The organism is Nitrospirota bacterium (genome assembly GCA_016207885.1).
Taxonomy (GTDB): Bacteria; Nitrospirota; Thermodesulfovibrionia; order UBA6902; family UBA6902; genus JACQZG01.
Genome location: JACQZE010000004.1, coordinates 175,836 through 195,012 on the forward strand (window position 1 = coordinate 175,836; position 19,177 = coordinate 195,012).

Consider the following 19,177-nt stretch of genomic DNA (forward strand, 5'->3'; position numbering starts at 1 on the left):
ACTCAATAGGGGCAAGATCAGGTTATGGCATCCAAGTTCTAACTCTTATATTAAAAAGGAAAACGTTTTCCGATTATCCCTTCAGCGACATCTATACCGGACTCCATCGTATGATCCATATTGTAATACTTGAACATCCCGTTCCTGCCTGTGATATGAAGGTTCTTGAAGTTATCCAGATAATCGATCAGCTTTTTGTAATGCTTCTCATACCCGACCTCAAAAAGCGGATAAGTCTTGGGCACTCTGACAACGCAGCTGTCTATCACTTCTGATGCCTGTATGAAACCGAGCCTGACAAGCTGTTTTACTGTTATAGAGGTAAGTTCCTTATCATCTGTCTTCCAGATGTCATCGCCTTCAAAACAGAAGTATTCACATACAAAGTGTGTCTTTCCTTCAGGCGCCATCTCAGGGCTCCAGTTCTTGGGCTCATGTATCCTTCCAAGTGAAAAACCCTTCTCGGGAATGTATATCCATGTAAGGTCGGTCAGCTTCTCGCGGTCAACCATGATCGTTACAAGGACAAGATCCCTGTATTTGAGGCTTGAAGCGGCCTCAAGCACATCTTCAGGAGGAGCGGGGCTTAACATCTTAACAAGGCTTGTTACGGGAATGCTTGATACAAACTCCCTTGCTTCAATATCATAAACATGATCACAATTCTCCGCGATCGCGCTGAGAACGGTAAAATCCTTATGAATGATCTTTGTGACCCTTGTTCCGGTCATAACGGTGTTAGACTTCTCTATCTCTTCTTTCAGCCTGTCCGATAGATATCCTATCCCCGGAGAAGGGTAAATAAAATTGCTGGCAAGGGTGGGAACCTCCTTGCCGCTGAATTTAAAGAAGGCATTCTTTATAGCGACCCAGAGCGAGAGGCCCCTGATCCTCTGAGAGACCCACTCCTCGCTTATTCTGCTGCAGTCGATCCCCCAAACCTTCTCGCTGTAATCCTTGAAGTAGAGATTGAACATCGTGCGGCTGAAGTTGTTCACAACCCAGTCCTCAAGAGAGATGTTCACAGGTGTTATAAAAATGCCCTTGACCTTCTCTTTAATATAGCCAAATAGGATTTTAGCAGTGGTAGGAATGCCCAACCCGAAGATAGAGTTTGAAGGCTTCAGCGGATAATCAAAGAACATACCGCGCATATATATCTTGCTCTTCCGGGATACTGCAAGTGATTCATCTTTCAGAAGCCCTTTGACATACTGCTCTATCTTCTCATTCTTCGTGATAAACCTGTGACCGCCGAGATCAAACCTGAAATCATTATGAATGATGGTCTTTGAAAGCCCGCCCACAGTGGGGTCGCTTTCAATAACTATGAGGTCTTTTCCTGCGACAGAAAGGGTATGAGCGGCTGAAAGGCCCGCAAGCCCCCCGCCCAGAATCACAACATCTTTTATCCCGCTTTTAGTGAAGTTAGAATTGATATTCATTTGATTTACAATAAAAAATGCCAGAAAGACCACTCAATATATGCAGCCTTTCTGGCATCAATACATCATGATTTAAGAGAACAAATTACTTCAACAACTTACTTCTAGTGTCCGTAACCACCAGCTGATGCGCCTTGACCACCCACCGGCGCTCCATAACCACCTGTCGGAGTTCCATAGCCGCCTGACGGTGCGCCGTAACCACCTGCCGGGTGACCACCAGTCGGAGTTCCATAACCGCCTGATGGTGTACCATAACCGCCTGCCGGGTGGGCTCCGGTTCCGTAACCACCTGCTGCATGCCCTCCATATCCGCCAGACTGAGTTGTTGCTACTCCGCCGCCTGTTCCCGCATCATTAGGCGCCAAACTGTATCCAACCAGAAAAGCAAGGATTGCCACAACAATCAATATTATTATCCACAAACTGTTCTTCATTACAGGCCCTCCTATGATCTTCTATTTTTAACCTTTTTCAATTATATAAATCAGCTTGCCGCCTTCTTCTTTCCTCTCAAGGATATCATGGCCGGCCTGATCGCACATCTGGATTATGGTCTCACCTGATGAAGGATTATCAAAGACCAGTTCAAGGATATCGCCTGTTGCTATCTTCTCGATAGATTTTTTGGTATAGATCTGCGGATGCGGACACACATACCCGCATACATCCAGCATATACCTGCCGTCACTGATTTTTTCAAATTTCATTGCCATTACAAGTTTCCTCCTTAAATTGTTTTTTTATTTAAAAGGCTGCCATCTCTTTTGCCATCTTTCTGTCTGTCCACCAGTTAAAGAACTTGACTCCGCACCAGCCGCCGAGAACCATGCCTATACCGAAAAGCCATCCGCCCGGATCGCCGCCTGCAACTCTGATAAAGAATGCCCCTATGTTACATCCAAGTGCAACACGCGCGCCTATTCCCATAAGAAGCCCGCCGCCAAGTCCCCATACAATGAGTTCACCCTTTGGAAGTTTGAACTTGAATTCCCTTTGAAGAAGCGCCATTACACAAGCGCCAAATATAATTCCAGCAGACATCCAGAGTGCGGGGTTACGCCATAATTCCGGAAGCCCGTTCATGACACCAAAGAAGACATCATCATGGACATTCCATCCAACCTTCTCCATTATCCAGCCTGCAAATTGGGCTTCCTGTGTAGTTATGTACCAATACCCCGGGTCAAACACCTGGCCCCTTGTAGAAACATCACTGTTATGCCCCATCCTTATAAGGAGCTCGCCAAAGTTTGATATGCCGAACTTGTTCTGCATGCCCTTCATTACAAGTATATGAATACCTGCAGTTATGCCTATAAGGACACCCATAAGGGTTGTCTTTTGAGAAGCGGTTATCATGCTCCAGATCCCGGAGATATCATCGCCGAATCCGGTAGTTTCATCTTTGCCTGCCTTCTTTAACTCCTTCTGTTTCTTCTTCAAGAAACCCTTGCGCATATATACAACATATATGAGTATCAAGACCAGTAGAGCTGGGATGATAGTGTTTATTAGCGAGTTGGCAATAAAATTTCTCATAACATTCCCGCTGATTGAAGAAAAAGCACCGGTATCTGAAAGGATTATTTTGTTTTTATGAACTATATTGCCAAGAAAATAGTAATCAAACCATGAGGTGATCTTGTCCTTTGGCACCCAGGTTGTTGCCTGAGCAGTATCGATCCATGACTGTGGGAGAAGTTTGTTGAAAATACCGCCGACATCAACAAATATAGCCTGGCCAAAAGATATGCCCAGGATAGAAAGAACAGATGTGCCGTTGCCCTCGCCTATTTTATACAAAGAACCTGATGCACAACCTCCTGCAAGTACCATCCCAACTCCAAAGATTATGCCGCCTAATAGTTCATGCGCTCCTAACGGCCCGGCATGAAAGGTGCTCATATTTGTTGCGGCCAGTACAACGCTTACAAGGCTGAAGAAGATTAGCGCTATAAGAATGCCAACAGCCATTCGCGGCACTCCGGCAGCAAAAAGATCCCTCGAGGCTGAGGCCATGCAGAACCTTCCGTACTGCAGCATCATCCCGTAAGTGAACCCGAACCAGATGTATACTGTGAGATAAATGTAGTAAACATTTACCTTGTAGTACAGCAGGCTGATAAGGATCAGGATGCCTGTGACAGCAAAAGCCCAAAACCTATTTCTCTTTTCAATATTTTCCACAGGTATTTAAAACCTCCTTTTAAAAAGTTTTTGTAATTTAGGGGAAAACTGTATTAAAAAAGATTAATGGATCAATATCGTATAAAAATCAATTTAGTTATTATATAGAAAACAGATAATATTAATCCAGACGATTCCTTTAGTCCAATAATAAAAACTAATTGTATAATTATCAGCCTTTATTAGTTTGTTTTTCCGGACAGATAAAATATGTTTTTCACAAAAGGCGACGCTGTAACCCTCAGCTTCTTATTGATAAACCTTCACTTCAGTATTATAGCTGAATATCCCCGTTGATCTGTCAAATGTCCTGATCAGTGAGCGGCCTTCGGTCCTGGATAGAATATAATCCGGCATTGTCTGGCCTGATTGACTTGAGATAACAACCAGCATCGGAGCAACTTTAACATCTTCAGATTCATTATAGTAATACCCCGGGTTAGAGTATGCCCATGTAAATCTTAGGGATGACTCCTTGATTCTGTCAGCAGATATCTCCTCCCGCACATATTTAAAAACCAGCTTCTTATGCGTGAAGATATCAAGCAGAGGAACCGATACGGCTGAGTTTATGACATTGTCCTCAGATGGAATTGTTACAACCTCCGCATCTCCAATGCCGGAGGAATCCAGAAACAGGCCTGCATCTTTCAGATTCACTGCACTCATCTTATCCAGAAAAGGAAGATAAAAAAATATCGACAGAATAAGTGAAGATAAAACCGCACATGAAACAAGAAAGCGCCTGACCTCCTGCTCTCTTATCTCCCGCAGTCCGTAAGACGCCATAAGCGCAAGCATTGGAAAGGCCGGCAGCGTATAGCGTATCCTGTTTATCTGGAGTGTAAAAACGATTACTGCAAGCCATAAAACTATCAAATACTTTAAATCTTTATTTCTTAAAGCAGCGATCAGAGAATATGATGCGGCAAGAGAGATAAAAGGATGTATCTGAAAAAAAAATGTTGAGAGATAGCTCTCTCCCCATCGCCTCAGTCCGGGCCCCTGGTACTCCTGCAACAGCCTGATCTGCCCTGAGAAGAAATTATATTTATACAGAAATACAGCCCCTGTTAAAATGGCAGCAGTGACTGCAACTGCGGCACCCCTTTGTGCTATCGGATTTCTATTCCCCTGGCGCTGTATCAGAAAAGCAAAGAATATAATGCCGTGAATGGAAAGCATAAGCCATATCGAATATTTTGAGTAGAAGGAGAGGAAGAATGAAATAGATGCAAGAACGAGCCAGGCTCCCCCTCTCTCTAACGCCCTGATAAAAGCAAATACCGATAAAGACAGAAAGAACATCGCCGGAATATCAACCAGCATGAGCGGCGCCTGTGTATATATATAAGGAATACCCATAAGCAATGCTCCGGCAATAAATCCGGTCTCTTTATCCCAGAGCGCCTTCCCGATCTTATAGGTAAGCAGAATGGTCGAGGAAAAGAGCAGCGACGTAAATATCTGTACATAGAGCCTTGATTCTCCGAAAAATTTAAAGACCAGCCCGTAAAGCATGGGCACAACCGGCAGGTCAGTCCATGCGTTAATGCCCCTTCCCCACTCATCCATAAAATACCTTAGCCCGTAGACCTCAAGGTTCTTTGCCTGGGTAAAGTACCTTGAGGCATCCACGATCACCTCGGGTTCTCTGAAGAATAAAATGCATATCAGAAACGATGATACAAATAGAAATAGCCCGAGGCCTCGTTCCGCAAAGGTTATTCTTGAAAGAAAGAAAGCCGCCATTATGCCGGCAACTATCAAAAAGAAGAACATGGGAACATCAGCGCCCTCAAATATCCAGTTCCAGCTTACAAGCCTGTTGTCATCAAGGGTGCGGAATTGATATAAGGTCAGAAGAATAAAGAAATTCAGCAGGGCTATAATAACAAGATAATCGTTTTTTTTAAGCGCAGGAGAAGAGTCTGTCATGGCTGTCTGAATAAAGAAAAAGGGCCAGGCATAAGATCCTGGCCCTTCAATTCCTGAATTAGGCCTTTTACCAGGATACTACTTTGTCATTGGAAAAGATCTCATCAACAAGCTCGTTATGAGAAAGGCCTGAAAGTTCAACGACCTTTACCTCATTGCCCTGCTTCTGAGTATTGACAATTTTGGCAGAAAGGTCGGTTGGGCCATCATTTAATATGTGCAATATCTTCATTTAATGCCTCCTAAAGTTTTAACTTGTCAGTTCTTAAGTTAGAGAACTATGACCCTGTCAGCCGCGCTGTTCATATTTGCGTTATCAAACTGGCTGCCGCAGGATACCTTCTTTGGAATCCCGTCTTTGGATACACCGAGCTTCTGCGCGCTGTGGTCGCAAAAACTCATGCTGACACCCGCCTGCTCACAGAGGCCTGTCACATCAGGATTCCCTAAAAGATAATTGCCGCTGTCCATCATAAATATAATGACCTCATGCCCTTTCGCAAGAGCGGCCTTTGTTATTCCGACCACATCTCCGGCGTGCTTATCTGTGTTAACGAGTATGCCTAACTTCATCACTTCCTCCTTTGTAAAAATAATATCTGATTATTTCTCTGCCGGGTATTTTGCAGGATCAACCCTATCGCCCCATTCTCCCCATGAGCCGACATAGTTCTTTACATTCGGGTAACCAAGAATGTGCTTGAGCGCAAAATAAGTATTTGCAGCACGAACACCGCCCTGACAGTATGTGATAACCTCTTTGTCTTTTGTAACGCCTTTAGCCGCATAAGCCGCCTGAAGGTCCTTTGCTGATTTAAATGTCCCGTCATTATTATTATTGGTAGGCAGGGAATCAAGGTTGACAGCACCGGGAATATGGCCGGTTCTTTTATTCATCCCAATTGCATTTGCCCCTGAATACTCATCTGAACCGCGAACATCCAATATAGCCACCTTTGGATTCTTCATATTGGCCAATACATATTTTGCGTCCGCGAATACAGACAAGTCAGGTTTGGCCGTATATTTGGAAGCTTTTATACTTGCGGGCTCTCCTGTCATCTGACGATTTTCATTAACCCATTTTGTTACGCCGCCATTAAGCAGACTGACCTTATTATGGCCCTGAGCTTTCATGAGCCAGAATGCGGTCACAGGAAAAGGAGTGCCTGTGGCTGCGCCGACTATTACAACATGTGCGTCATTGTCAATGCCGAGCCTGCTCATGGTGCCCTCAAATTTTGCCTTGTCAGGAGGCATACTGCCGTTTCCGATTAATCCCATCAGGTCGCCGACATTCAGAAATACAGAACCCGGGATATGTTTGGCGTTAAAGTTATTCTCCACCTCGCCTATGTGCAAGATGCGAATATCCTGTTTCTTCAGATTATCGGCCAGCCACTGGGTTTCAACAAGCGGGGCGACAGCGCCGTTTGCATACGCATTTTGAAAGCCTGAAAAGAGTGATAAGAGCAGAAATAATGAAACAAAATATGCGGCTAACTTCCTGTTGGATCTTTGCATTACTGAAACACCTCCTGAATATTTTTTATATTAGAAAAAATTACATTGTACAATATAACGATATTATAGAAAGCTGCCTGTTGTCAACACGAAAAAAACCCGAAAGCGGAGGGGATGGCATTCCACTTTCGGGTTTACATTCTTATTAAGGACTTAGAAGGACTTAGAGTATCCTAAAGAGAACTCCCACTGATCCATCTCAAGTGTGATAGTTTGAGCACCGGGAGCTTCCAGAGGATTCGGCCCGGAGACATCATTTGACAATGCACGCATGATAGAGATATCAAGCTCCTGGTTGTCTGCAAACTTTTTTGTGAAACCGGCTGTAACATGCTGCTCGATTACGCCTGGAGAAACAATATTGAACATCATTTCACTGCTGGGTATCGGCTGCTCGGCATATGAGTAACCTGCGCGCCAGGTCCAATCCTTGTTGCTCTGCCACTGGACACCGGCCTTAATAACATACATGTCTTCCCATCCAAAACCTGCGCCATGATCGTCACCGAGCATATCTGTTTGCAGGTTAGGAAGGAATGAATTTCCTACTGAATTAATGTCGCTGTAGTATATCGCCTGCAGGTCAAGGGCAGCGGTCAGTTCAGGAAGAATGTCATAGGCAACACCGATATTCCAGGTTGAAGGGATATCAAAGTCGCCTTGCTGTGCAAAAAGCCCTGCATAGTTGTCGAAATTATCCATTAATATCTTTGTCTGGTATGATGCGCCGACGTGAAAACCTGGCGTTAATTCTCCCATATATCCTACCCTCGCGCCTATACCAAAAGCGCTGTCAGGGCCGGTGTTGCTGAGTTTTGCAGAATTGTGTGAGTATCCGGCAAAAGAACCCAAGCCCTTTGTCTCAAACATCTGGTAAGCAATGACAGGGCTTATACCAAAAGCATGCTTGGCATTGATCTTTCTCGCGTATGTCGGAACAATAAATAACTGCGAAAGGTCAATACCAGTCGGATCATCACCATAGAAAGTCCTTGTGCTGTAATCAGTATTCATGCCGCCGTTGCCGAAGATAGATATTCCTAATGAATAATTCTCATTCATCATCTTGTTATACCCGAGGCCCGGGATAATAAACCATTCTTTTCCGCTCTCAACAGTGCCGGGAGTTAAGCCGAAAGTACCCGGGAAACCTGTTGGATCGCCTGTCACGGTATACTGCCTGTTAGGCTTGAAAAATGATAAACCCAGATCAACGCGATTGCCCGCAAATGCCATCGAAGCGGGGTTTGTGGATGCTGACATTGAGTCAAGGGCCAGAGCGGTTCCTGCTCCTGCAAGAGCCTTGTTCTTGATACTGTAGCCATGTGAAAAATAACCGTTAGTTGCATACGCGCTGCCCGCTGCCAGGCTCAATGCAACGACTGCAACCAAATAAAACAGGCCTTTAAAACCAGACTTCTTCATAGATATGTCCTCCTTTATGTAAAACAGTATAAAATAAGCTTGCAGATAAATTAACTTCTTACGCCTCGCTTGTCAAGTCCGGTTACATACATTAATTCAGGTTCAGGCCTTCTTTATATAAAAAATATATACGCCGTTTTCTTCACGCGACTCAACGATCTCGTTGCCGGTCCTCTTTGCAAAAGCAGGCATGTCATTAAGAGAACCCTTGTCAGTGGCCTCCACTCTGATAACCTGCCCCGGCTGCATCTCTTCAATGGCCTTCTTTGTCTTGATAACCGGCATCGGACAGTTAAGCCCTTTGCAATCAACTATCCTGTCAGCATCCATACCAACCTCCCCTGTTCATTAAATAAAGAGACTTATATTCGCATCAAGCGCAAAATCAAGATAATCAGCCGCGCCTGCGATAATTACACCGTCCACAAGGTCTGTTTTTTTCACGCCTGTCATCTCCATTGTAGGGGAGCATGCCATCATCTTCACGCCGGACTGTAGGCATGTATCTACAAACTCAGGTATTGTAGGCCAGTTTATTCCCTTTATCATATTCTTCATCATCATCGTACCAATGGCCGTCATGCCAGGCAGCATCCCTATGATATTCGGTATAGGCACAGGCGAAGGCATTGCAGGATTGCCGATCGGAGCCACCTGCAATTTCCCGTACTTCTTTTTGTTGATGATATCCATACCATAGAAAGTGAAAAATATCGTCGCCTCGACATCCATGGCTGCCGCAGTTGACGCAAGCACAAGCGGAGGGTATGCCATATCAAGGCTCCCTTTTGACGCGATGATCGCTATCCTCTTCTTCTTTTCTTCTGACATATAAGGCCTCCTTTACCATGTTATTACTTCTTTCATTAAATCACGTTACCGGCCAAAAAGCAAAGACATATGATAGTTATTAATTAATGATCATAAAATAGCTGATGAAACTGCTAAACTACACATATGAAAAAAATGAAGGTCACCGTCGGAACTGAGTCCGGGCCGGAGCGCCTTGACTCCTTTATCTCATCAGAATGCGGGCTTACCCGGTCATCCGTACAAAAGCTCGTAAAAGACGGGGCAGTGCTGGTAAATTCAAAACCCGAGAAGCCGGGATGCCGCGTCAGGCCGGGAGATATTATAGATATCACTATCCCGGATGAGCCGGCTGGCGCACTTATACCTGAAAATATTCCCCTTGACATTGTCTTTGAGGACGAGCATATCATTGTTGTGAACAAGCCCCCTGGAATGGTCATATACCCGGCTGCGGGGAACAGCGGCGGCACGCTTATGAACGCACTTGTCTTCAAATGCGGAAGACTGGCATCTGCCGGAGCGCCTTTGCGCCCCGGAGTAGTGCACCGCCTTGATAAAGAGACCTCCGGCCTGATAATCGTTGCCAAAACTGACGAGGCATATTTCAACCTTATCGAACAGTTCAAAAACAAAGAGGTTGAGAAATACTACATGGCGCTTGTATATGGAACGCCCAAAAACAGGAGCGGGGAGTTCAGCGCTGAAATAGGCAGGTCATCCTCAGACAGAAAGAAGATGTCCACAAAGACAAGAAAAGGGAAAGAGGCGCTCACACTTTATGAGGTTGTTTCCGCATTCAAGGCTGCCTCTTTAGTAAAGGTCAGGATAATTACAGGAAGGACACACCAGATCAGGGTGCACTTCTCATCCTCCGGTCATCCTGTACTTGGGGACAAAACTTATGGCACAAAAACAACATTAAAGTTCGCGGCAAAAACCCTGCGGTTCGACAGACAGATGCTTCATTCATATTCTTTAAAATTCAGGCATCCTGTGACAAATGAATTCCTTGAGCTTACAGCGCCGCTGCCGGAAGATATGGAAAAGGCTGTTGAAGAGCTGAAAGAATAATTGCCTTCTTGACAAATTATTTTTTGGTATATACTATGAGTAATACCGAAGGGAGGTGTAATTATGTCCAAGACGCTATCGTTAAAACTTAAAGATGAAGTTTTTGATGAGACAGAAGATATTCTCGAAAAAATACATAAACCAAGAAATTCTTATATCAATGAAGCAGTAAGCTTCTACAACAAATTTATTATAAGAAGCCTGCTCAAGAAACGATTAATAAAAGAGTCCCGCATGGTCTCTGGGTCTTCCCTTAAAGTTTTACATGAAATGGAACTGTTAGAAGATGAGATACCCGAATGACCATCCGCAAATTTCATGTTTATACGGCAGACCTGAATCCGAGGTTCGGCACAGAGCCGGGAAAGATACGGCCTGTTGTCGTAGTTCAGACCAACCTGTTGAATGATGGCCACCCAAGCACCATCATTTGCCCCATTACAACCCAGGTCCAGCCCAAAAGCAATATTCTGCGGGTACATTTAAAGAGTGCTGAATCCGGCTTAAAAAAAGAGTCCGACATCATCGTTGACCAGATCAGGGCAATTGATAACAAAAGGTTTAAGGAACATATCGGAGAGCTTACCGCTGACAATAAAAAGCTGCTGCTGAAGAATTTAAGGATTATTGTTCTGGAGTAAATTCATATGCCGGAAGATATGAAGAAGGCGGTTGAGGAGTTAACGCATCAGAATTGCTAATAAAAAGTTGATGTGCTAAGTTATTTCAGAAAGGAGATTGTAATCATGCATGGAATGAAAGAAATAATAGAGGAAGCAGCGTCCCTTCCGGTTGAGGAGAGAGCCATAGTCGTAGATTCTCTGCTTCAAACACTCAATCCACCAGATGCTGAAATAGAAAAAGAGTGGTTAAAGGTTGCTAAACGCCGGCTTGCGGAATTGCGATCCGGTAGCGTGAAAGCCATTCCCGGAGATGAAGTGTTCGCGGAGATTCGCGAGAGCTTTAATAAATGACCTTCTCATTTCATCATGAGGCAAGAGATGAGTTTGTCAAAGCTATTAAATATTATGAAGATTGTGAAGCCGGCCTCGGTTATGACTTTTCAATTGAGGTGTATACCGCAATACAAAACATTGTTAGTTACCCAAAAGTTTGGCCTGTTATAGAAGAAGACGTCCGTCGCTGCCTTGTTAACCGTTTCCCATACGGCATTCTCTACAGCATCGAGCCAGATAAAATTTTTGTTCTTGCTATAATGCATCAGCGCCGTCATCCGGATTATTGGAAACACAGGCACTGAAATGACCACCCAAGCGATTTCATTGTCACCCCAAATAAAAAAGACTCCCCGGCTGTCGGGATAAAAATCATGAATCCGGCGGAGTTGCTGAAAATGGTGAAGAGGTGAGATTTGCAATAACAGATTATCTAATAAAGTGTCCTGCGCTCTGCATTAGTGCTTTGCATCCTTATCAACGGCAACAATTGTCTCTCGTAATAATTTGTGATCACTCTCTGTCAATGGCTCCTCTTCCGCCTTTGTCAGCCATTCTTTAACCAGCTTTTCTGGCATACAGGACTTTACCTTTTTTAATAATTTCTTTGATGAAATAGTCGCCCATTTGAAGACGTCTTTTGATTTCTTCGGGGGTTCTGACCATGATGTCCATGGAGATGAATTTAGGCCTGCATACCTTTGATATATCCATACTGCGCTTTGCAGGTCTTTGTTTACTGTCCATTATTACCAGCAAATCCATGTCGCTCTCTTTTGTCTGTGTTCCTTTGGCGGAAGAGCCAAACAGGATTATTTTCTCAGGATTAAAGTTCTCTACAATCTTTCTTGAGATGCCGGTGATAAATTTCTTATCGAAAGTTGTGCTGTTATTCATACAAGTAAAATAGCACAATGGGAAATAGCTTTAAAGCAGACTTTACTCTTCTACAGGCTCTTCGCCGCTGTCACCATGGATCTCTTCTTTATAATGACAACTCTTATTAAGGCAGACCAACGCTTCTTCCTTCTTTGTCTTTTTCTCAGCCAGGATTCCGGTTCCGCATTCAGGGCATTTTTTCTGAGTGGGCCTGTACCAGGAGGCAAAAGTGCATTTCGGATAATTGGCGCAGCCGAAAAAGACCTTTCCCTTTTTAGACCTCTTCTCCACAATATCGCCGCCGTCTTCAGGGCATTTAATGCCGATTGATATAGGTTTGGTGCTTTTGCACTTTGGATAATTGCTGCATGCAAGGAACTTCCCGAACTTGCCGGCCTTGATAACCATCTGCGCGCCGCATTTTGCGCATTTCTCATCAGTTACCTGCGCTTCGGCAGCAGCCTCTCCAGCCTCAGGTTCAAGCGGCCTGGTGTTCTTGCATTCAGGATAGCCCGTGCATGCGATGAACCTCCCGTGCCTGCCCCACTTGATGACCATGGGCTTGCCGCATTTCTCACAGACCTCATCAGTCGGGATGTCCGCCGGTTTCACCCTGTCAGTATTCTCCAAAGCCTCGCCAAGTAGCCTGTCAAAAGGCCGGTAAAAATCATTTACAATATCGGTCCATTTAAACGCGCCCTCAGCTATCTTGTCGAGATTATCCTCCATCTTTGCAGTGAAGTTGTAATCCATCAGCTCGGCAAACCTTGCAACAAGGAGGTCATTAACAACCAAGCCCAGTTCTGTAGCTTTGAACCTGCCGCCTTCCTTATCCACATACTTTCTTTCCTGTATAGTTGAGAGGATGGTGGCGTATGTGCTCGGCCTTCCGATACCTTTCGCCTCAAGATCCCTGACGAGAGTAGGTTCTGTATATCTTGGCGGAGGCTGGGTAAAGTGCTGCTTCGGAGTGACAGAGAGTGTCTTCAGTTTATCGCCTTCTGCAAGAGAAGGGAGCAGCCCTTCCTCTTCAGCATCAGTGTCAACCCCCTCAATATATATCTTCATAAAGCCCGGGAACTTGACGACAGTGCCGGTTGCCCTGAAATTATATTTATCAGCCGCTATGTCAACTGAGGTCTGCTCAAGCTGCGCGGGATTCATCTGGCTTGCCACAAAGCGATTCCATACAAGGGTGTAAAGACGGAACTCTTCACTTGAAAGATGGCCTTTTAATTTTTCAGGTGTTCTGAAGACCGATGTGGGCCTTATCGCCTCATGCGCGTCCTGTGCCGACTTCTTGCTTTTGTATACAGGCGGTTTGGCAGGCAGGTACTCTTTGCCGAACTCTTTCTCGATAAACTCCGCTGCCTCCTGCTGTGCCTCTTTTGCGACCCTTACAGAGTCGGTCCTCATGTAGGTTATAAGGCCTACCGAACCTTCGGCTCCGATCTCAAGTCCTTCATAAAGCTTCTGCGCGACAAACATCGTCTTCTTCGCGACGAACCTTAATTTTCTCGATGCCTCCTGCTGAAGCGTGCTTGTTATAAATGGGGGGGCAGGAGAACGTTTTCTGCTCTTCTTCTCAACCTTGCTGACTGTAAAGTCTTTGCCTTTAAGTCCTTCAAGAATAACCGCTGCCTCAGCTTCGTTGCCTATCTCAGCTTTTTTGCCTTTAACCTCTATAAGCCTCGCCTCAAAAGGAGGAGGCGCACTTCCCTCAAGTTTCGCGGTAATGCTCCAGTACTCCACAGAGTTGAAAGCAGCTATCTCGCGTTCCCTGTCTACAACAAGCCTGAGCGCGACAGACTGCACCCTGCCTGCGCTGAGCCCGCGGCGGATCTTCCGCCATAAAAGAGGAGAGAGCTTATAACCCACAAGCCTGTCCAGCACCCTTCTTGCATGCTGCGCGTCGACAAGATCCATATTGAGCTTGCGCGGATGCTTTATCGCGTCTGTAACAGCGCGCTCTGTTATCTCGTTGAATACGACACGGAGCACTTTATCGGAATCACCGTTAAGCTCCTCTGCGATATGCCAAGCTATCGCCTCGCCCTCCCTGTCAGGGTCCGGGGCAAGGAATATTTTGTTAGCGCCCTTTGCCGCCTTCTTCAGGTCCTTCATGACCTTCTGCTTGCCGTCGATGACAACATACTGAGGCAGAAAATCGTTATCAACATCCACTCCAAGTTCTTTCTTTGGAAGATCCTTGACATGGCCGATAGAAGGCAAAATAGTAAAGTCCTTACCGAGGAATTTACTCAGTGTCTTTACCTTTGCGGGTGACTCAACTATTAATAATGATTTCATAATTTGTAATTTATACAACAATAATTATTTTTATTCAAAAAAATGTCATTCCGGCTTGTCCGGAATCCTTCTTAATACCGATTCCGGACAAGCCGGAATGACAACAAAGGAGACTAATTTATTGAATAGCAGTTCCCTTCCATCTGCTTTGCTATGCCTTTGAGTTCCAGGTTCAAGAGAACCGAGAGAGCCTTCGGTGTCGCGATCCTGCTCTCCCTGATTATTAAATCTACCTGTTTCGGCTCATTTGTCAAGCATCCAAAGAGCGTCTTTTCAACTTCACTCATCTGAGGAAGCACTTTCCGGGCCAGTATCCTGTCGTTACTCAGGATGCCCTTTATCTGCGGCCTCAGCTCGCTGATGATATCTTCCGCATCCTCAACAAGCTTTGCGCCGTTCTTGATAAGCGCGTTTGTGCCCCGTGAATTTCCCGATGTTATGTTGCCGGGCACCGCAAAGACATCCCTACCCTGTTCGAGGGCATATCGTACTGTAATCAGCGAACCGCTGTCAACTGCGGCCTCTACAACCAGCAAACCAAGTGAGAGCGCGCTGATGATCCTGTTCCTCCTTGGAAAGTTCTCCCTCAAAGGAGGCGTACCGAAGGGAAATTCGCTCACAACCGCACCTGATAAAGCTATTGAATCCATTAACTTTTTGTTTGAATGCGGATAAGGCACATCCAGCCCTGAACCCATCACCGCTATCGTCCTGCCGAATGCCTTTAGCGCACCATTATGGGATGCTGAATCCACACCCATCGCCATACCGCTCACAATCGTCAGCCCGAACTTTGCCAGATTAAAGCTCAGCTTCTCTGCCACAAGCATGCCATAGCTTGTGGCTTTCCTTGAGCCGACTACTCCAATAGAGTATTTGTCCTCTTCCTGTATCTCTCCTTTTACATATAAAACAAAAGGAGCGTCGGGAAAGAGCTTTATTGAGGCAGGGTATGAATCATCTTCAATGCAAAGAAGGGTGATATTATTCTCTTCTGCCTTCTTTATCTCATGCTCAACCCTGCCCCAGTTGAAATCAGTTATGCTCTTTGCCCTGTTCTCTCCGATGTTCTCAACTTTTTTCAGGTCGTTATGAGAAGCGCGAAATATCTTCTCAGGGCTTCCAAAGACAGACATAAGCCGCCTCCCAAGTACCATCCCGATATCAGGCAGAAGAGCAAGTGCAAGATAATGTTTAAGGTCAGACATGATTTAAGAAAGATATAAGGCGGCCTTTATTTTATTTTTGTTCTTATCTTCAGCCTCAGGGCGTTTAACTTTATAAACCCTTCGGCATCCTTCTGGTTATAGACCTGCTCAGACTCAAATGTCGCAAGCTCAGGGTTGTAAAGCGACTTCGGCGACTTTCTGCCGGCAACGGTGCAGTTGCCTTTATAAAGCTTTAACCTCGCCGTTCCTGTCACGCCCTTTTGTGAATGGTCTATAAGTGACTGCAAGGCCTCTCTTTCAGGAGAGAACCAGAAACCGTTATATATAAGCTCCGCGTATTTTGGGACAAGCGAATCCCTCAGGTGCATGACCTCCCTGTCAAGCGTGATTGATTCAACAGCCCTGTGAGCTGTATGCAATATCGTTCCGCCCGGTGTTTCATATACGCCTCTTGCCTTCATGCCGACATACCTGTTCTCAACTATGTCCGCCCTGCCGATTCCGTTCCTGCCGCCTATTGTGTTCAGTTCCTTCAGAAGCTTTGCAGGAGAAAGTTTCTTGCCGTTAACTGAAACAGGGTTGCCATCCATATAGCCGATCTCTATGTAAGTCGCTTTTGAAGGCGCCTTCTCAGGAGAGACGGATAATGTGAACATGTTCTGAGGCGGCTCAGCCCACGGGTCTTCCAGAATTCCTCCCTCATAACTGATGTGAAAGAGGTTCCTGTCGGTGCTGTAAGGCTTGCTCTTTGTGGCTGTCACAGGGATATTATGTTTTTTGGCATAGGCTATCAAAGACTCTCTTGAATCAAACTCCCATTCCCTCCATGGAGCGACGATCTTTACCTCCGGCATAAGCGAATAACATGTAAGCTCAAACCTCACTTGGTCATTGCCCTTGCCTGTTGCTCCGTGCGCGACCGCGTCTGCCTTCTCCTTCTTTGCGATCTCTATCTGCTTCTTTGCGATAAGCGGCCTTGCTATCGAGGTGCCGAGAAGGTATGTTCCTTCATAAACCGCATTTGCCCTGAGCATCGGGAAGACAAAATCCTTAACAAACTCCTCCCTAAGGTCAACTATATAAGCCTTTGACGCGCCGGTCTTCAGAGCCTTTGCATTAAGCCCGGTCAACTCCTCCTCCTGCCCGAGGTCTGCGCAGTAAGCTATGACCTCGCACCCGTAGGTCTCCTTCAGCCATGTTATAGCCACCGAGGTATCAAGCCCGCCTGAATACGCAAGAACTATCTTCTTTATCTTCATCATTGCTCCTTTAATTTTAAAATTGATTTACGTTGTCATTCCGAATCCCCAACGGGGTGAGGAATCTTGGATTTCTCAGCCGTACCGATTTCGAAATGACAAACCATCTTTAAGTTCAATAAAATTAGCACAAGTGATAAAAAATGTAAAATTAAGGAATTAATCTTCGCTCTGAATTTGTTTCACATAATACAAGAGACATCCTTGATTTACGATTACGTTTTGATATATTTGATGATAAATATATAATAAGAGACACTATGAACGAACTTACTACCAATAAAATGGCTGCTGTGATCGCAGGAGTAAGCCTTTTTTCTGAAGAAGATATATATCTTTTTAAAGAGGGGAACCACTTCAGGCTTTATGACAAGCTCGGTTCACACCTGATGAAGGCTGACGGCAAGGACGGGACGCTCTTTGCCGTATGGGCTCCGAATGCGGAGAAGGTTTCGGTCATAGGCGATTTCAATGGATGGGATAAATCGTCTCATCAGCTCTTTCCGCGCTGGGACGGCTCGGGCATATGGGAGGGCTTCATTCCCGGCCTCTTAAAGGAGACTGTTTACAAATACCACATCGTCTCAAAGTTCAATGATTACAGCGTGGACAAAGGCGATCCTTTTGCTGTTTCATCTGAACGCGCGCCCAGAACCGCTTCGCGGATATGGGAACTGGATTATAAATGGGAAGACAGCGGATGGATGAAAGAGAGACACAAGAAGAACGCGCTTGACGCGCCTTATTCCATATACGAAGTCCACCTCGGTTCGTGGAGGCGCGTGCCTGAAGATGGGAACAGATACCTGACATACCGGGAGACAGCGCATCAGCTCGCGGAATATGTAAAGGAGATGGGCTTTACCCATGTTGAACTTCTGCCTGTAATGGAGCACCCGTTCTACGGTTCATGGGGATACCAGACGGTCGGATACTTCGCACCAACCAGCAGGTACGGCACACCACAGGATTTCATGTATATGATCGACCATCTCCATCAGAACGGCATTGGCGTAATTCTCGACTGGGTACCTTCGCACTTCCCGTCTGACGCGCACGGGCTTTCATATTTTGACGGCACCTGTCTCTTTGAGCATTCAGACCCGAAGAAGGGTTTTCACCAGGAATGGAAGAGCTACATCTTTAATTACGGCAGGAACGAGGTGAGAAATTTCCTGATAAGCAGCGCCCTCTTCTGGCTCGATAAATATCACATCGACGGGATAAGGGTGGATGCAGTTGCTTCGATGCTCTATCTCGACTACGCGAGGAAGGAAGGCGAATGGATACCGAATATATACGGCGGAAATGAAGACCTGGAGGCGGTCAGTTTTTTGAAGAGATTCAACGAAGCGGTTTATACAGCCTTCCCGGATGTTCAGACCATTGCCGAAGAGTCAACAGCCTGGCCCATGGTCTCAAAGCCTGTTTACGTAGGCGGCCTCGGGTTCGGGATGAAATGGAATATGGGGTGGATGCATGACACGCTGAAATATTTTTCCCACGACCCTGTCCACCGTAAATATCAGCATAACCAGATCACCTTCAGCATCTGGTATTCATTTTTTGAGAACTTCGTCCTGCCGATCTCGCATGACGAGGTCGTTCACGGCAAGGGAGCGCTCATCGGCAAGATGCCGGGAGATGAGTGGCAGAGCTCGGCAAACCTCAGGCTTCTCTTAGGGTACATGTACGGCCATCCGGGGAAGAAACTCCTCTTCATGGGATGCGAGTTTGCACAGTGGAAAGAGTGGGAGCATAATGAGAGCCTTGAATGGCACGCGCTTCAATACCCTTCACATCAGGGGATACAGAAATGGGTGAAGGATCTGAACCATCTTTACATGAGAGAGCCGTCGCTTCATGAGATAGACTTTTCAAACGAGGGGTTTGAATGGATCGATTCTCAGAACTGGGAAGAGAGCATCCTGGTCTTCACCAGAAAGGGAAGGTCATCCGGCGATATATTTCTGGTTGTGTGCAACCTCACTCCCGTACCGAGATTTAACTACCGTGTGGGAGTCCCGAGAGGGGGCTGGTGGAGAGAACTTTTAAACAGCGACGCCCCGATATACGGCGGAAGCGGCCTTGGGAATTCCGGCGGAGCCAACGCTGACGAGGCCCCCATGCACGGAAAAGGCTGCTCTCTTTCTTTGACATTGCCTCCGCTCAGCGTTTTATTCTTTAAGAGCTGAAAG

21 protein-coding genes are annotated in these 19,177 nt (G+C 45.7%); 6 read left to right on the forward strand and 15 right to left on the reverse strand.

From position 1 onward, the window contains the following. Positions 1–50: 50 nt before the first annotated feature. The 11 genes from HY807_03530 to HY807_03580 form a co-directional block, all read right to left on the reverse strand. On the reverse strand, positions 51–1,445 hold the full coding sequence (locus tag HY807_03530; protein ID MBI4825479.1) for an FAD-dependent oxidoreductase: 1,395 nt from the start codon (positions 1,443–1,445) through the stop codon (positions 51–53). Between the two features lie 104 nt (positions 1,446–1,549). Next, positions 1,550–1,882 carry a hypothetical protein gene (locus HY807_03535; protein ID MBI4825480.1) on the reverse strand — a complete coding sequence of 111 codons (333 nt, stop codon included), beginning with the start codon at positions 1,880–1,882 and terminating at the stop codon, positions 1,550–1,552. Positions 1,883–1,909: 27 nt separating this feature from the next. Then, positions 1,910–2,161, reverse strand: coding sequence for a sulfurtransferase TusA family protein (locus HY807_03540; GenBank protein ID MBI4825481.1), 252 nt, complete (start codon positions 2,159–2,161; stop codon positions 1,910–1,912). A gap of 31 nt (positions 2,162–2,192) precedes the next feature. Continuing rightward, entirely contained in the window at positions 2,193–3,635 is a 1,443-nt protein-coding gene (locus HY807_03545; GenBank protein ID MBI4825482.1) for a YeeE/YedE family protein, read from the reverse strand. Between the two features lie 249 nt (positions 3,636–3,884). Beyond that, entirely contained in the window at positions 3,885–5,573 is a 1,689-nt protein-coding gene (locus HY807_03550; protein MBI4825483.1) for a glycosyltransferase family 39 protein, read from the reverse strand. Between the two features lie 67 nt (positions 5,574–5,640). Continuing rightward, positions 5,641–5,805 carry a hypothetical protein gene (locus HY807_03555; GenBank protein ID MBI4825484.1) on the reverse strand — a complete coding sequence of 55 codons (165 nt, stop codon included), beginning with the start codon at positions 5,803–5,805 and terminating at the stop codon, positions 5,641–5,643. Positions 5,806–5,843: 38 nt separating this feature from the next. Beyond that, on the reverse strand, positions 5,844–6,146 hold the full coding sequence (locus HY807_03560) for a DsrE family protein (protein MBI4825485.1): 303 nt from the start codon (positions 6,144–6,146) through the stop codon (positions 5,844–5,846). Between the two features lie 30 nt (positions 6,147–6,176). Continuing rightward, positions 6,177–7,097 carry a sulfurtransferase gene (locus HY807_03565; protein ID MBI4825486.1) on the reverse strand — a complete coding sequence of 307 codons (921 nt, stop codon included), beginning with the start codon at positions 7,095–7,097 and terminating at the stop codon, positions 6,177–6,179. Positions 7,098–7,250: 153 nt separating this feature from the next. Continuing rightward, positions 7,251–8,522 (reverse strand): outer membrane protein transport protein, encoded by a 1,272-nt coding sequence (locus HY807_03570; protein MBI4825487.1) that lies wholly within the window; start codon positions 8,520–8,522, stop codon positions 7,251–7,253. 102 nt (positions 8,523–8,624) lie between these two features. Next, a complete protein-coding gene (locus HY807_03575; GenBank protein MBI4825488.1) occupies positions 8,625–8,852 on the reverse strand; it encodes a sulfurtransferase TusA family protein in 228 nt (75 codons plus the stop codon). Positions 8,853–8,870: 18 nt separating this feature from the next. Then, complete coding sequence (locus HY807_03580; GenBank protein ID MBI4825489.1) at positions 8,871–9,353, reverse strand: DsrE/DsrF/DrsH-like family protein; 483 nt, start codon at positions 9,351–9,353, stop codon at positions 8,871–8,873. 126 nt (positions 9,354–9,479) lie between these two features. Here HY807_03580 and HY807_03585 point away from each other — a divergent pair, with 126 nt between their 5' ends. The 5 genes from HY807_03585 (at position 9,480) to HY807_03605 (ending at position 11,667) form a co-directional block, all read left to right on the forward strand. Continuing rightward, positions 9,480–10,406: an RluA family pseudouridine synthase gene (locus HY807_03585; GenBank protein MBI4825490.1), complete on the forward strand. Its 927-nt coding sequence runs from the start codon at positions 9,480–9,482 to the stop codon at positions 10,404–10,406. A 63-nt stretch (positions 10,407–10,469) separates the two neighbouring features. Further along, positions 10,470–10,709 (forward strand): hypothetical protein, encoded by a 240-nt coding sequence (locus HY807_03590; GenBank protein MBI4825491.1) that lies wholly within the window; start codon positions 10,470–10,472, stop codon positions 10,707–10,709. Beyond that, positions 10,706–11,047, forward strand: coding sequence for a type II toxin-antitoxin system PemK/MazF family toxin (locus tag HY807_03595; protein ID MBI4825492.1), 342 nt, complete (start codon positions 10,706–10,708; stop codon positions 11,045–11,047). Before HY807_03590 ends, HY807_03595 begins: the two co-directional genes overlap by 4 nt. Positions 11,048–11,152: 105 nt before the next feature. Then, positions 11,153–11,380 carry an addiction module protein gene (locus HY807_03600; GenBank protein MBI4825493.1) on the forward strand — a complete coding sequence of 76 codons (228 nt, stop codon included), beginning with the start codon at positions 11,153–11,155 and terminating at the stop codon, positions 11,378–11,380. Continuing rightward, positions 11,377–11,667 (forward strand): type II toxin-antitoxin system RelE/ParE family toxin, encoded by a 291-nt coding sequence (locus HY807_03605; GenBank protein ID MBI4825494.1) that lies wholly within the window; start codon positions 11,377–11,379, stop codon positions 11,665–11,667. The genes HY807_03600 and HY807_03605 overlap by 4 nt, the downstream gene beginning before the upstream one ends. A gap of 253 nt (positions 11,668–11,920) precedes the next feature. Here HY807_03605 and HY807_03610 read toward each other — a convergent pair whose 3' ends face one another. The 4 genes from HY807_03610 to HY807_03625 all read right to left on the reverse strand — a co-directional run bounded on the left by HY807_03610 (position 11,921) and on the right by HY807_03625 (position 16,982). After that, the gene (locus HY807_03610) at positions 11,921–12,259 is read right to left on the reverse strand and encodes a nucleotidyltransferase domain-containing protein (protein ID MBI4825495.1); all 339 of its coding nucleotides are present in this window, start codon (positions 12,257–12,259) and stop codon (positions 11,921–11,923) included. Positions 12,260–12,301: 42 nt separating this feature from the next. Further along, the gene (gene topA, locus HY807_03615) at positions 12,302–14,554 is read right to left on the reverse strand and encodes a type I DNA topoisomerase (protein MBI4825496.1); all 2,253 of its coding nucleotides are present in this window, start codon (positions 14,552–14,554) and stop codon (positions 12,302–12,304) included. Positions 14,555–14,664: 110 nt separating this feature from the next. Beyond that, positions 14,665–15,759 carry a DNA-protecting protein DprA gene (dprA, locus tag HY807_03620; GenBank protein ID MBI4825497.1) on the reverse strand — a complete coding sequence of 365 codons (1,095 nt, stop codon included), beginning with the start codon at positions 15,757–15,759 and terminating at the stop codon, positions 14,665–14,667. 26 nt (positions 15,760–15,785) lie between these two features. Then, entirely contained in the window at positions 15,786–16,982 is a 1,197-nt protein-coding gene (locus HY807_03625; GenBank protein MBI4825498.1) for an argininosuccinate synthase, read from the reverse strand. 257 nt (positions 16,983–17,239) lie between these two features. Between HY807_03625 and glgB the strand changes: the two genes are divergently transcribed. Continuing rightward, positions 17,240–19,174, forward strand: coding sequence for a 1,4-alpha-glucan branching protein GlgB (glgB, locus tag HY807_03630; protein MBI4825499.1), 1,935 nt, complete (start codon positions 17,240–17,242; stop codon positions 19,172–19,174). Positions 19,175–19,177 lie beyond the last annotated feature (3 nt).